Source organism: Bacillus sp. V5-8f, assembly GCF_002863565.1.
Lineage (GTDB): Bacteria > Bacillota > Bacilli > Bacillales > DSM-1321 > Peribacillus.
The window spans coordinates 156,827-170,467 of sequence record NZ_PGUW01000001.1 but is presented as its reverse complement, the minus strand read 5'-3'; the positions used below and the strand labels follow the sequence as shown (position 1 = coordinate 170,467).

13 protein-coding genes are annotated in these 13,641 nt (G+C 41.7%); 8 read left to right on the top strand and 5 right to left on the bottom strand.

Translation table 11 applies throughout. The features are described 5' to 3' along the window. Positions 1 to 313: 313 nt before the first annotated feature. Both CUU64_RS00670 and CUU64_RS00665 read left to right on the top strand, forming a co-directional pair. Positions 314 to 1,369 carry a DUF2157 domain-containing protein gene (locus CUU64_RS00670; protein ID WP_101631350.1) on the top strand — a complete coding sequence of 352 codons (1,056 nt, stop codon included), beginning with the start codon at positions 314 to 316 and terminating at the stop codon, positions 1,367 to 1,369. Then, positions 1,350 to 1,874: a GDYXXLXY domain-containing protein gene (locus tag CUU64_RS00665; RefSeq protein WP_101631349.1), complete on the top strand. Its 525-nt coding sequence runs from the start codon at positions 1,350 to 1,352 to the stop codon at positions 1,872 to 1,874. Before CUU64_RS00670 ends, CUU64_RS00665 begins: the two co-directional genes overlap by 20 nt. Before the next feature lie 221 nt (positions 1,875 to 2,095). Here the strand turns inward: CUU64_RS00665 and CUU64_RS00660 are convergent, their stop codons facing one another. Beyond that, positions 2,096 to 2,971, bottom strand: a complete 876-nt coding sequence (locus tag CUU64_RS00660) for a metal-dependent hydrolase (RefSeq protein ID WP_101631348.1) — start codon at positions 2,969 to 2,971, stop codon at positions 2,096 to 2,098. A gap of 158 nt (positions 2,972 to 3,129) precedes the next feature. Between CUU64_RS00660 and lepB the strand changes: the two genes are divergently transcribed. Both lepB and CUU64_RS00650 read left to right on the top strand, forming a co-directional pair. After that, positions 3,130 to 3,684, top strand: a complete 555-nt coding sequence (gene lepB / locus CUU64_RS00655) for a signal peptidase I (RefSeq protein WP_101631347.1) — start codon at positions 3,130 to 3,132, stop codon at positions 3,682 to 3,684. A gap of 161 nt (positions 3,685 to 3,845) precedes the next feature. Continuing rightward, positions 3,846 to 4,283: a DUF421 domain-containing protein gene (locus CUU64_RS00650; RefSeq protein ID WP_101631346.1), complete on the top strand. Its 438-nt coding sequence runs from the start codon at positions 3,846 to 3,848 to the stop codon at positions 4,281 to 4,283. Positions 4,284 to 4,403: 120 nt separating this feature from the next. Here the strand turns inward: CUU64_RS00650 and CUU64_RS00645 are convergent, their stop codons facing one another. The 4 genes from CUU64_RS00645 to CUU64_RS00630 all read right to left on the bottom strand — a co-directional run bounded on the left by CUU64_RS00645 (position 4,404) and on the right by CUU64_RS00630 (position 8,684). Further along, positions 4,404 to 4,715 carry a phospholipase gene (locus CUU64_RS00645; RefSeq protein WP_101631345.1) on the bottom strand — a complete coding sequence of 104 codons (312 nt, stop codon included), beginning with the start codon at positions 4,713 to 4,715 and terminating at the stop codon, positions 4,404 to 4,406. A gap of 522 nt (positions 4,716 to 5,237) precedes the next feature. Beyond that, positions 5,238 to 6,398, bottom strand: a complete 1,161-nt coding sequence (locus tag CUU64_RS00640; protein ID WP_101631344.1) for an MFS transporter — start codon at positions 6,396 to 6,398, stop codon at positions 5,238 to 5,240. A gap of 280 nt (positions 6,399 to 6,678) precedes the next feature. Then, on the bottom strand, positions 6,679 to 7,116 hold the full coding sequence (locus tag CUU64_RS00635; RefSeq protein WP_101631343.1) for a YndM family protein: 438 nt from the start codon (positions 7,114 to 7,116) through the stop codon (positions 6,679 to 6,681). Between the two features lie 254 nt (positions 7,117 to 7,370). Next, on the bottom strand, positions 7,371 to 8,684 hold the full coding sequence (locus tag CUU64_RS00630; RefSeq protein ID WP_101631342.1) for an MFS transporter: 1,314 nt from the start codon (positions 8,682 to 8,684) through the stop codon (positions 7,371 to 7,373). A 989-nt stretch (positions 8,685 to 9,673) separates the two neighbouring features. On the opposite strand from CUU64_RS00630, the gene CUU64_RS21785 reads away from it, so the two are divergent. The 4 genes from CUU64_RS21785 (at position 9,674) to CUU64_RS00615 (ending at position 13,590) form a co-directional block, all read left to right on the top strand. Continuing rightward, a complete protein-coding gene (locus CUU64_RS21785) occupies positions 9,674 to 9,841 on the top strand; it encodes a hypothetical protein (RefSeq protein WP_180954414.1) in 168 nt (55 codons plus the stop codon). A gap of 146 nt (positions 9,842 to 9,987) precedes the next feature. Continuing rightward, a complete protein-coding gene (locus tag CUU64_RS21780) occupies positions 9,988 to 10,164 on the top strand; it encodes a hypothetical protein (RefSeq protein ID WP_180954413.1) in 177 nt (58 codons plus the stop codon). Positions 10,165 to 10,299: 135 nt separating this feature from the next. After that, complete coding sequence (locus CUU64_RS00620; protein WP_257985363.1) at positions 10,300 to 11,199, top strand: NAD-dependent epimerase/dehydratase family protein; 900 nt, start codon at positions 10,300 to 10,302, stop codon at positions 11,197 to 11,199. Positions 11,200 to 11,580: 381 nt separating this feature from the next. After that, positions 11,581 to 13,590: a penicillin-binding transpeptidase domain-containing protein gene (locus CUU64_RS00615; protein WP_101631339.1), complete on the top strand. Its 2,010-nt coding sequence runs from the start codon at positions 11,581 to 11,583 to the stop codon at positions 13,588 to 13,590. The last annotated feature ends 51 nt before the right edge of the window (positions 13,591 to 13,641 follow it).

The following is a 13,641-nucleotide window of genomic DNA, read 5'->3' as shown; positions in this document are numbered from 1 at the left end:
GGGGAAGGTCTATAAAGCCGAAGACAGAGCCACTGAATGGGTCCCAGTGTGGCGCAATTAGCCAGTGCTTTGCTGAAACAAAGCAACATTCAGGACGTTTTTGGTGACTCAATAACAACCTGCCTATCGGTAAATATCAGGAATATATAGAAACTTATAACTCTGTTATTTTCCTCTAATTTCCATAGTATAATTGTGTTAGAGGTTATTATGCATGTTAAACACGTTAAACGGTGTTAAACGGGGTCAGTCCCCCAGGACAGTGAAGCGTTAAAGTGCTGGGGGACTGACCCCCTAAGAAGGGGGTGGGGATTTGAAGAGAAAGGTTTCGAAGAAGGTGTTTGGGTTGTTGGAGGATGAGTTTTCTTTTCTGGAATCGAAGGGGATCCTAGATAAGGAGCAGGCACTGTCCCAGTATGAGGCTTCACAAAAGGGGCCTACTTTTCTCCAAGGCATCACGATTGCCGGAGCGGTGCTGATTGGGGCGGGCATCTTGAGTTTTGTTGCGGGGAACTGGGATGAAATGAGCCGGACGGTAAAACTGATGCTGCTCTTGCTTGGATTTTTGTTAGCGTTTGCGGGGGGGTATTACACGGAAAATAAGTTTCCACATATATCCCGCAGCTTGTATTATGTATTTGCAATTATTTTTGGTGCAGACTTGTTTTTAATCGGGCAAATGTTCCATATGACTGGCGGAGGAACCGCCTTCCTGTTGTGGGGATTAGGCCTTATCCCTCTTGCCTTTTATCTGCAAGACAAATGGGTAATCCTTTTTTCTCTGGTCCTACTGCATTATTATTCTCTAACAAACTTATTTGACGGAAATGATGGAGTCTTTGTCTTAGTCGGCTTTTTGTTCATCGTATCATGGCTCCGCGAGCACCACTCAACAGCTGCTTTCATTGGAACCGTGCTATTGGGTATAGAAACCATTGTGCATCTGCTCCAATTATTCCCTGGGTTTGATTGGTATTGGCTTCCTTATATTCTTTATACCTTGATCGGCATTGGTATAACGTACTTCCCCTTTAAACAGTACGAAACGAGTTCCAAGTTTACCGGCAGCATTTTATATGGAGTTTTTGGGCTTATCCTTACACATCCCGATGCCTGGAATTCCAGTTTATTATGGTCGGTAATATGGACCGTTTGTTTTGTCCTCTATACTTTATACCAGTTAAATAAAGGTTCAATCTTCGCCATATTGCTTCTTTGTGGCTTGATCCTTCGATTTTATATAGACTTGGCGTATGATTTCCTCGACAAATCTTTATTTTTCTTAATAGGCGGCATTTTACTGCTCTTATTTGGTTTATGGTTTGAGCGGCGGAGAAGGGTGGGGAATCATGATGAAGCAAGATCGTAAATGGCTGTGGTCAGCCTTGGCCATTCCGTTCCTTTGCCTAGTCATTGTTGCGGTAAAACCAGTGACAACCCTACTTTTTGGAGAAGAAATCATATTGTCCACCGCACCTGTGGATCCGACCGACTTGTTTTATGGTGACTATCTTATCCTTAGTTATGACATCTCGGAAGCTCCGGCCAAAATAGTTGACGAAGAAGTGAAAACAGCGGATTATTCCGAAGCAGCTAATAAGGCTATTTATCTATGGCTTGAACCGAAAAATAACATAAGTTCTTTAACAAGGGTTTCATTCGAAAAACCATCCGATTCCCTCTACCTGAAGGCCGAATTCACAAATATATGGCACAATGAAGAAGCTGATACGTACAACATTCCCCTTCCTTGGGACCGGTATTACGTCCCAGAAAATCATGGCGAGGAGTGGGAAAAACGGGCAATGACAGGTGATATCCTTGTCCATATGAAGGTCAGGAATGGATTTGCCGTACCCACCTCAATTGAATAACTCTTAAGGTCCAGCGAAATCACAACGAAATTCAATCGAAACAATGTGGTGCAATCATATATGAAAAGGCGGTATCAGCTTTGCCTGGCTCATGTAGTTATACGTAAGGCGGGCTATCACTTGGCCCAAACCACCGCTGCCATTTCCTAATCAAAAACGTCAGGCTTCTCTTAAAAGCCTGACGTTTTTGCTAAACTGGCATCTCACTTTCAGATTATGCACTATTTCTGAGTCTTCTCAATATATTCAAAAAGAAACGACTGTCCATTCCTGTAAAACCTAGGATCATACACGCCCAGCCTTTTATCGTTATCCACAATGACCACAAAAGGGGACCATTCATACAATGTGCGGGCTTCCGGATTTTTTGCAAATAAGGTATCAAGGTTGGCATCATCATCTGACTTAAGCCTGTCTACAAACCTTCCCTCTGTTAACAAAGAGTCGTTGATAATATCAATTGTTCCTTCATTTTTGCCGATTACCGTATAATGCCACGGCAGCATTCGCGCCGACAAGGCTACTTGTTCATAGGCCGGCTTATATTGTTGATATAAAATATAGCCTTGAACGGATTGTATTACTACATGGAGTGCGATGATGACCCAGCTGAAACGGAACACCGAAAAATCCTTTATCGCCGGGCGTATTTTTGAAACAATAAATGCCATCAAAAAAATAAACCAAATCACAAAATCCACAATGGAAATTGTACCGAACGTCAGCCGGGCGGATGAGAACGGTTCAAGATAGCCGGTTCCCCATGCATTAAACACGTCACTCGTATCATGGATGAAGACGGCCAAAAGTGATAGAAAAAAAGAACGGAACCCTTTGATTCCAAAAATAAACCGGTTGATTAAATAAAATAAGAAGGCCCAAATTGGGACAAGCAAAACAGAATGGGTAATGCCTCTATGCCACATTTGATACTGCCCAGCGGTATCCCAGAGCTGCGAAATTACATCAATGTCCGGAATCTGGCTCGCACCAATGGTGGTAAAAAGAAGTGCATATTTTTCTTTCTTTCCCATCTCTTCTTTATTTACAGCTTTATAGATACCAAGTCCAAACAAGGTATGTGTAATAGAATCCAAACAACCACCAGCTTTCCAACTTATAAAAATGTGTATGTTTATTTTTACATAAAAGCTTAAAAGCGGGCAATTTCAGTGCATCCTCCAAACACGAGAATTCAATTGGAGAGCCATATTATGGTATAATTTTCTTATCAAATAACGAGGGGAAATGCAGGGTGACCAGTTCAGAATTCAATAGAGAAGTCATATCTTGGTTAAAAGCATTGGTATGTGCAGTTGGGTTTGCTTTTATCTGTCATACATTTCTATTTACCCCAGTAAAAGTTCAAGGGGAATCGATGATGCCAACCTTTCAAAATGATAATCGCCTGATCGTAAGTAAAATAAGTAAAATCCAGCATTTTGACATCATTGTCTTTGATGCCCCGGATTCCGATGAAAAATATATTAAACGCGTGATTGGCCTGCCTGGAGATACAATTAAAGTGAAAAATGATATTTTGTATATCAACGGCAAGAAATTTGAAGAGCCGTACCTGAGGGAAAATAAAGCAAAAATTCCCCATGAGACAAATTTAACGGAAGACTTTACATTAAAAAATTACACCGGCGAATATAAAGTTCCAGCAGGAAAGCTCTTCGTAATGGGGGATAATCGCCCATACAGCAATGATAGCAGGATTTTTGGCTTTATCCCAATGGATTCAGTGGTTGGAGAAGCGAAATTTCAATTCTATCCCCTGAACCACCTTGCCGTTAATTTCAACTAGGCAATGTGAATTTTCTAAATGACTCACTTGATTCTAAATGAATCGGTGGGTTATTTTTTTATAATTTGAGGCTTTCTCGTATGGGAAAAATTTTTGGAGTGTAGCGCTGGATTAAAGGGAATAGAAAACAAACAATCAATCAATTAGGGGGGAGGCCAGATATGTTATATGGGACTATCGCATTAAAGCTTATCATCGGATTGGCCGCACTAATTATTGTCATGCGACTGTTGGGAAAGAAAGAAATGTCTGCCATCACACCTTTTGATTTGATATATACCATGTTGCTTGGAGGAATTGTTGAAGAATCACTTTTCAGTAAAAAAATATCCATCCTGCATATGCTATTTGGATTAGCAATGTGGGTGTCCTTATCTATATTATTGAAGTTCTTGTCCAGAAGTCTAAAAAAACCTTTGAAAGGCGAACCATCCGAACTTATTGTGGATGGCCGGCTCAATCATAAAGAGTTGGAAAAAAATCATATCGAGGTGGAACAACTTCGCGCCATGCTGCGCGAAAAGGGTATTTTCTCGCTAAAGGATGTACACTATGCCCTATTAGAAACGAGCGGTTCTATTAGTGTAATTGATATGTAAACCCTTCTATAGTGTAGTGTCAGAAGGGCTTTTAACCTTTAATCTGCCATTTGGGTGAACAGAAAGGTTTATAAAGATAGTAGATGGGGGCTAGAACTTTTACCTTCGAAAGATACATATTCAGCTTGGCTTTCTGTTTTCTTTTAATTGAGAACGGCCGCAGGTCCATCTTCTTCTCACCTGCATGACCCTATACATCAGAGCGGCCTGCCTGCCCATCAAAGTATGAGGATTCATATAAGCACGCAGGCAATTGATAAACTCAGTATCACAGCGGCATGGCGACACCCCTTGCTCAAGGCAACGGTCATGCCTGCGGCAGCAGTTATCAACTGGATTGGTTGGTGCACCCGGACCACTGCAAGCAGGCCCGCAATACCTGTATCCAGGAAAAATGCATCTAGGCGACCCTCTTTCTTGTCTTCTTGGCATGGTATCAACTCTCCTATTTCATGATCTACTTTATTTATATGTAAAGAGAGCAAGGAAGGAAATGGCTAAAGTCCTATCAGAAGCTATTAAATTTATTGTGCGATCATGTATTTTTCAAAGAGTTCTGGACGAGCTTGTCTAAAAAGCTGTTTGAGAATAGGATGATTGAAAAATTGGGGCAGTATGTTGTGGGCGGAGTCATTTTTAAGGAAGAAAAGACTAAATGCGGCTATATAAGAATCTTATAGATCTATTGTATATAATAAGCAGTGCCTTACCCTTACAGGTAGATTTCAGTTCTTGAGGAAAACTAGATTTATTTAGCATCCACCATACCAGTATCATTTTTGTAAGTAATTTCCGGGGGTATATCCCCCGGTTTTGTATATGCTGTATAAACTTTCATCGGGGCTATGAAAGACAAACTCTTAGAATCTGGCCAGCAAAATTTCGTTCATTGGAGCTGTGAAAGACAAACTTTGAGAATCTGGCCAGCAAAATGTCCTTCTATTCAATCCATGTTTACGAACGGTCATCCTTAATGAGGAATGAAATAAGCAGGAGTATGGCCAGAAAGATAATAGGAAGGTTAAAACCAGTAGACGGACCATATTTTTCAGAGACGGCACCAACAATCCAGCCGGCAAACGCACCGCCTATTCCCGATGCCACATAGACAAGGCCCAGTGCAGATCCGCTTGTTTTGGATAGCTTGCTTCCGATGGCAGTTGCTGTTGGAAACAGCACGGAAAAGAACAAACCGGCAGCAGCAAATAAATACACCCATTCGTTTGCTAAAAATTTACTGATTGTTACAATAACCAAGGCAAACAGTGAAAAGATTAATAGCGTCTTTTTTTCTCCTATTTTTTGTGTAATCCATCCACCAGCCAAACGTCCAAGCGTAAATAGAAGTGAAAATACGGAAAGAATTGTCGCGACCATTGTTGACTTTTCCGCTGTAGTCGCTCCTCCTAATTCCAATGTCTTCAAAAAGGTTGGGAAGAAGTTCATGAAGGATACCTCTGATGCCACATAGAACACCAAAAACAGCATAATGAAGACAAACTGAGAATTCTTAATCATTTCTTTAAACGCTGATAAGCTAGCACGCTCTGCTTTTCCCACAGGTACCTCTGTAAAAAGAATATATACGATGAAACCAATTAACAATAATGCGACTCCAATATAAAAAGCTCTCCAGGAAACGCCGGAAGAAAACATCCATCGTAAAATGAGTGGTGTCGTAAACATTCCCAAGCCGTAAACGCCCATTGTTAAATTAAACATCATTCCTTGCTTCTTCGGAAATACAGCAGGAACAATTGCGTTGGATGCGACAGTCATCGAACCAAGGCCGAAGCCGACAATCAAATAAAATCCAAGGAAAAACACGGTCGTATGTGCAGAACCGGTTCCAAAAAGCCCTGCAGCCATGATGATCGACCCGGCAATTGTCATGATTTTTAATCCCTTTTTGTCAACCAGATAACCAGCTACTACACCAGCTATTGTAAAGCCCCACTGGAAAATAAAAACGACGAGCCCAAACTCATTTAAATCAAGCCCTATATCCTTTTTTACTTCATCCAGTATGAGTCCTTTTGTACTAGACAGCCCGCCTAGCAAATACATCGTAAAGGACATCATCAATAAAGCCGATAAAACTGTTTTATTTCTCATTTATGCCACTTCCTATGAATCTAAGATTTTATTGCTCTATTGCTTTATTACTATATTCCCCAAACTTTTTCTTTTAAATCATTTCTACTGGGTTAGTAAATTATTGTTAGATTTATTGAATAATTAAGAGTCGTAATTTTATTTATGAAAGAGAAAAATTTTTTTGATATAAAAACCTTTCCTTCATTCACTTTGAAAGGGGGACTTGGGCCGCAAAAAAGCGATTCCTGTTGAATGGAATCGCATTAAGGTGATTGATTTATTCTAAAATCCAATGGTTTTATTTCTTCTCCCGCGGATCCTGTTCCTCTGCAATTTCTGTGCCATAAGCAAGATTGCGGTTATAGCCGGATTGCTGCCGCCCAGGTGAGCCTGCAGTGGTTTCACTTCGCAAGGAGCGATGAACAAAGACTTCGGCACCGGTGATAATGCTAGCAGAAATAATGCTTCCCCAGGCAATCTGTTCATAGCTATGAAGAAGGACGTTGCCAAAAATCCAGACCATTATGTATGCCAGGAAAAAATCCGCGATAAGGGCGTTCCTGTTTCCAAGGCGGGGCAAAATCATCCGGTCTCCTATTACATAGGATACAATGGTAACAATTAAACTAAATGAAAGAATATCAGCAAAATCCGCATCAAAAAATAAATCCAGGGCAATCGCGAACGCGACAACACATGCAATAAACTTAACAATTAAAACAGTCATATTCTTCATATTTCAACCTCCTTTTTCCACATAGTTTGATGCAAAAAAAGGAAATTCATACATAGTGTATACCTTATATTTGGATGGGATAATATTTTATAGCCCGATTCATGTGGGAAATGGGATTCAATGATCTTCCAAGCTTTTCAACATGCCATTGCTTATATCTAAATACATAAAGAAAGAATGCCCTGAAAAACAGAGCATTCCTTTTTAATAAAATAATATTGTATTAGGACGCTTTTTAATCACATTCCAGATAGTTAGAACGATTTGGTATTTACTTCTGCTTCGATTCGGGAAACCTTCGACGATTCAGCCATACGCCAGTATACGAGTAAGCTCACGGCGATACATCCAGCAACGTAGAAGTAGAAGAGCGATTCATGTCCTATGTTTTTCAGCCATAAAGCGATAAATTCCGCGGTCCCACCGAATATTGCAACCGTAAGAGCGTACGGTAGTCCCACACCGAGGGCACGGATCTCAGTCGGGAAGAGTTCCGCTTTTACAATCGCATTGATGGAAGTATACCCGGTTACAATAATAAGTCCGCCCATCATCAGCAAGAAAGCGACAATAGCACTATCTGTTTTTTCCAAAAGCATGAACAATGGCACCGTTAGCAACGTCCCAAGGACACCGAAGCCCATCAATAATGGACGGCGGCCAATTTTGTCTGACAGTGAACCGGCGAGTGGTTGAAGCACAACGAATATCAAAAGAGCGATAAAATTGATCCAGCTAACAGTTTCCTTTTCAAGGCCTACGGTATTTACCATAAATTTCTGCAAATACGTCGTGTAAGTATAGAACGCAACGGTTCCACCCAGTGTCAGTCCGACCACCGTAAGCACCGCCTTCGGATGTTGCATAAGAGTGCGCACGGTTCCAGCATTTTTCCGGCTTTTTGAACCCATTTTTTCGAACTGTTCTGATTCATCCATCGTACGTCGCAGCCATAAAACGGCTAACGCTCCCAGTGCTCCTATAACGAAAGGAATGCGCCATCCCCATGAATGCATTTCGGATTCGCTGAGTATTTGCTGGAGAATGATCTGGACGCCGAGGGCTACCATTTGTCCGGCAACAAGTGTGACATACTGGAAGCTAGAATAAAAGCCACGACGGCCGCTGCTAGCCATCTCAGACAGGTATGTAGCCGAGGTACCGTACTCCCCGCCAAGCGACAACCCTTGAAGCAGGCGTGCGAGAACAAGAATGATCGGTGCTGCTATACCAATGCTTTCATAACCTGGTGTACAGGCAATAATCAAAGAACCAGCGGCCATGATGGTGATGGAAAGCGTCAGCGCGGCACGGCGGCCATGGCGGTCGGCGTAGCGACCCATCAGCATACTGCCTAAAGGGCGCATCAGGAAGCCCACTGCAAATATTGCAGCCGTATTCAGCAATTGGCTGGTCGGGTCTCCCTGAGGGAAGAATTCAGCTGAGAAATACACGGCGAAGGCAGAATAAACGTACCAGTCATACCATTCGATTAAATTTCCAACCGAACCTTTGAAGATGTTTGCTGTGATACGCCGAGAATTAGCGCGATCAATGGATTGAGACATTGAGAAAACCTCCTTATGTAGTTCCGATGTTAACGCTATTCGTTGGAAACGCCAACATTCTTGTTGTGAGATAATAAACAGACCCCTTTCTTTGAAAAAAATAAAAAAGTTCTCCATTATTTTCTATTTATTATCCTCATATACTAAAATATAGGGAAATTTCTAAATAATCAATAAGTATATTGATGCAGTGTTAACTTTTTTATCCAATTTTTGTTCATATTCTAGGATAATGTAAGGTTTGGATATGAAAGACAATCTCTGAGAATAGTCAAGGGAAATATCCTTCATCAATGGTATAAAAGACAAAATCCGAGAATCAGACAAGAAAATATCCCCTATTGGAATATATCTCTCGCGAACGAATCATTATCGGACATAAACATTTAGCCGTTTCAGTCTTCCTCCAACCCGCGTAGTATGTAGGACAAGGTACAATTAGGGGGAAGAAAGATGTGTTCAAAATGTTTTATCCTTAGGGACACAAGCCCGTGTAAATCCTTATCGGAGAATCAGTTTAATAAGTTTAATGTTGGAAGAAGTCGGGACTATGAAGCATGTGCCGTTGATGAAGACCAGTTTAAAAGACTTGGTGATGGACACCAAATTAGTGGTTTTAATAAGCGCTTTAGGCGATGCAGGAGTTGTAGATCGAACCAGATTATCACTAGGCAATTTCTTGATCTCGAGGATTTTTTGAGGCTGCATGAAGATCGATTAAGAGGTGTAAGATATCGAGATGAATTCATTCGTTGCGGGAGCTGCACTCATCCCGTGAATCACTTTCACAATGGAAACCAGTCTGGCCTGTTGAACAGGAATACTAGAATCATATAAGATTCAGGGGTCAGTCCCCCAATGATTTAACGCATTAGCGCAATGGGGGACTGACCCCCCGATGAGGTTTCATTTTCAAAAAAAGTGGGTAAAAAGAAAAGACGTTAACTCTGTAAATTGTTATGCAATAAGGAAGTTAAGGAGATAGTACCATGTCAAAGGAAAAAGAAATTGTCAAACAACTCACAAGGATTGCTGACGCGCAGGAGCGTATAGCTGCTGCTGCTGAGACAGAAGAACAAAACAAGAATGATGAATCTATTTCCGATGCAGAAAAAATGAAAAGATTTATCAATTCAAATAAAACCAAAACTGTTTAAAAGTACAATAGATGCTCAGGTCAACATCAGTAATATGTTGGCCTTTTTTTCGTTTTATCAAGTAGGGGGCCCTACTCAAATTTAATGTCCTACATTTATAAAAAATGCAGTAGCAGGTTACATTAAAAATCGGGAGGTGATCAAACATGGAAAACGGAAAAAACAAGGTTCAAAAAGCAGGCGGTGCAAATCCCGATGCAGCAGGTCTTGGCAATCCAGATGTCGCTGCACAGGTAGAAATAACCTCGAATGAAAATGCAATTGGAAAAGATGACCCTCGGTACGTACCAGCAGATGGGTTACGCGATACCGCATACGAATAAAGTTCTTACGACATAGGCTGACTTTAATGATTGTTTCAGTAGGTGTGGATTTAAAGTGATATTGCTCTTGTAACATAGGATTTTTTATGTTTTCTAAAACGGTAAACATGAAAAGGAGCGGGAATTTTGAAAGTAGTGGTAACAGGTGCAGCTGGTAAAATTGGCCGATGGACTGTAAGAACGATCATGGAAGCTGGTCATCAGGTAATCGCGTCAGACAGAAAGTTGAGGGAAGAATCTGCTTCGAAAAAATTCATTCAGGCTGAATTGCGTGACTATGGGCAAGTATGTCAGCTCTTCGCTGGTTGTGACGCAGTTGTCCACCTTGGGAATATTCCAACAGATGTGAGAAATACATCGCAGGCTATTTTTGAGAATAATATGCTTGTGAATTTTAATGTCCTTGAAGCTTGTAAGGATTTGAAAATTCCGAAGCTTGTGTGGGCCTCTAGTGAGACCGTTTTAGGATATCCTTTTGATCCGGCACAGCTTAGCTACCTGCCAGTAGACGAGGAACATCCAACTATCGTCAAGTCGTCCTATGCCATGGCAAAGCGGTTGACGGAAATCCTCTCACAAATGTTTAACCAACTAGCTAATACACAAGTAGTGGCACTTCGCTTTGCCAACATATATGAACCTGATGAATATGAAAAAATTCCGATTATGCATTGGAGTGAAGAAGGACAGAGGGAAATCCAAAAGAAAAATGCTTGGGCTTATTGTGATGTCAGGGATGCCGCACGGGCCTGTCTGCTTGCAATTGAAAAAAATAATTTGGGCTTTGAAATATTCCATATAACGGCCCCAGATACTATTTTTCCTGAGCCTAGCAAGGATTTGGTAGATAGATTTTTTCCGAAAGTAACTTTAAAGAAGAACATAGAAGGACATGAAACCCTGATGGCAATAGATAAGGCTAAGAAGATCCTTGGTTATGAACCACGTTATACATGGCGCAACGTTCTAAAAAGTGATGGTTCCACCAAGCCGCTACCGGAGGATCAACTTGCTTTATCCAAAAAATCCATATAAAGATAAGAATCAATGAAGGTCGACAGTGAATCTGTTGGCTTTTTTTGTGTAAAGTGAAAGGAACTCTTTTAGGTAAATTTAGTCTGGTGTTGCCATGAGGAAATGGAGGCGGCGCGAATATCTGCGTTAGCCAAATTGGACCATCCAATTAATAGTTCCATTTAACTATATAATAAGTAAGATGTGGAGGATAAACTTGGTAAACCGAAATGGCGATCTGAAACTTCCGGTTTCCATATGCTTTGTTGGTCTAGAAATTTTCATTTTCTACCTGTGCTGTTTATAATGGGAAAGAGAGCCAAAAGGCTTATTCTGATAGCCCTATTACAATCTTGCCACTTGTTTCGTGGTAAAATAATAGAATACAAGAGGAGGGGAAATATGAAAAAGCCGCTATTGCTTTTTAGTATTTTATTGGCCGGACTGCTTGTGCTAGCCGGGTGTGAGAAAGAACCTGTGCCTGAGGACCGCCTCGCCGCGTATACGAAGCTCTGGAACGAGCAGAAGTTCGACCAGATGTACGATTATCTTTCCACAGATGTTAAGAAAAAAATCAGTAAGAAAGACTTCGCAGGCCGCTATGAAAAAATCTATAAAGATATCGAAACTGAAAATCTAAAGGTCACCTATAATAAACCAGAAGAACCAAAGGACCACGATGACAAGAAACAGGTGAGCCTGCCGTTTTCGGTAAAAATGGATACGTTGGCCGGACCTGTCCAATTTGACCAGAAAGCAACACTTATAAAAGAAGAACGTGACGATCAAACAAACTGGTACATCAAATGGAATCCGGGCCATATCTTCGCCGGAATGAAGGAAAACGATAAAATTGGAATTTCAACACAACCTGCAATTAGAGGAGAAATTGTCGACCGGAATGAACGCGGTCTGGCGATGAACGGAACCGTTGCTGAAGTATCGCTTGTTCCAGAACAAATGGCAGGAAAAGAAGCATCCATTATCTTACAGGTATCAAGCTTGTTGAATATGAGTGGGGAAGAAATAAACAAGCTGCTGGATCAGCCGTGGGTACAGCCAAATATGAGTGTGCCGATCAAAAAGGTAGAGTCAGCGCAAACTGCTCTGCTTGAAAAGCTTGGCTCCATTCCAGGCGTTGCGATCAATGAAGTTGAGGAACGTGTGTATCCTTATAAGGAAGTAACCGCCCATCTGATCGGTTATATAGGACCAGTGTCTGCAGAAGAATTGGAGAAACTGAAAGGAAAAGGCTACACTGCCAATGATGAAATTGGGAAACGAGGCCTCGAGCAAATACTGGAGGAGCGTCTCAAAGGACAGGCTGGGGCGAAGATTTTTATCAAAGGAGAAAATGGACAGGATACGGTTGTCGCTGGAACTCCAGCTAAAGAAGGAGAAACGGTCACTTTGACCATCGACGCCGAGTTACAGAAGGCCATTTTCAACCAATACAAAAGTGATACCGGATCGGCCGCGGCAATCCATCCGTTAACCGGTGAAACGCTCGCGCTTGTAAGCAGCCCGTCATTTGACCCAAATAAGTTTGTACTTGGCATTTCAAGCCAAGAACGAAAAGCGCTTGAAAATGATCCACGCAAACCGCTGCTAAATCGTTTTACCTCCGTTTATGCTCCAGGTTCTACGATGAAGCCACTGACAGCAGCGATTTCACTGAAAAACGGAATCGATCCTAAGAAGACATTAAACATTTCCGGAAAACAATGGAGTAAGAAGGGGTGGAAGGATCATTCCATCACACGGGTAAGCGACCCGGGAAAACCAATTGATATGACAGGTGCGCTCATATACTCTGATAATATCTATTTTGCACAGAGGGCACTTGAGCTAGGGAAAGGAAAATTTTCAAACGGGCTAAAAGCATTTGGCTATGAAGAAAAAATGCCTTATGACTACCCAATCAAAACATCTAAAATAGGCAATCTAGACAGTGAAGGCCGCCTGGCGGACAGTGGTTACGGACAAGGGCAAACACTTATGAGCACCCTCCACGCTGCCGTCTCCTACACGGCCTTCTTGAATGAAGGAAATGTACTTGCTCCTTCGTTAATAATGGGCGACAGCTCAGAAAAGAAAGTTTGGAAGGAAAAAGCGGTCTCACCCGAACATGCTAAGCAGGTAACAAATATGCTAAAACAGGTCATCTCAGACCCTAAGGGAACGCCGCACTCGGCAAGCAAACTGGGTATCCCGCTCGCTGGTAAAACAGGAACAGCGGAATTAAAGAGTGCGAAAGGGCAGAACGGGAAGGAAAATGGATGGTTCGTCACTTACAATACAGAGAGCCCACGGCTTCTGATGGCCTGGATGATGGAAGACGTCAAAGGCAAGGGCGGTTCTAAGTATGTGGTGGAGAAGATGAAGCCGGTTTTAAAAAGTTATTTGAAATAAGGTTGTTATAGTTGGACCTGGGGGAGCCTCCCAGGTTCTATTTTTTTGATT

Bases quoted from the DNA above. Each gene is read 5' to 3' on its own strand.
- CUU64_RS00665 (WP_101631349.1), top strand. From the start codon at position 1,350: ATGATGAAGCAAGATCGTAAATGGCTGTGGTCAGCCTTGGCCATTCCG.
- CUU64_RS00650 (WP_101631346.1), top strand. From the start codon at position 3,846: ATGTTATATGGGACTATCGCATTAAAGCTTATCATCGGATTGGCCGCA.
- CUU64_RS00645 (WP_101631345.1), bottom strand. From the start codon at position 4,715: ATGCCAAGAAGACAAGAAAGAGGGTCGCCTAGATGCATTTTTCCTGGA.
- CUU64_RS00640 (WP_101631344.1), bottom strand. From the start codon at position 6,398: ATGAGAAATAAAACAGTTTTATCGGCTTTATTGATGATGTCCTTTACG.
- CUU64_RS00635 (WP_101631343.1), bottom strand. From the start codon at position 7,116: ATGAAGAATATGACTGTTTTAATTGTTAAGTTTATTGCATGTGTTGTC.
- CUU64_RS00630 (WP_101631342.1), bottom strand. From the start codon at position 8,684: ATGTCTCAATCCATTGATCGCGCTAATTCTCGGCGTATCACAGCAAAC.
- CUU64_RS21785 (WP_180954414.1), top strand. From the start codon at position 9,674: ATGTCAAAGGAAAAAGAAATTGTCAAACAACTCACAAGGATTGCTGAC.
- CUU64_RS21780 (WP_180954413.1), top strand. From the start codon at position 9,988: ATGGAAAACGGAAAAAACAAGGTTCAAAAAGCAGGCGGTGCAAATCCC.
- CUU64_RS00615 (WP_101631339.1), top strand. From the start codon at position 11,581: ATGAAAAAGCCGCTATTGCTTTTTAGTATTTTATTGGCCGGACTGCTT.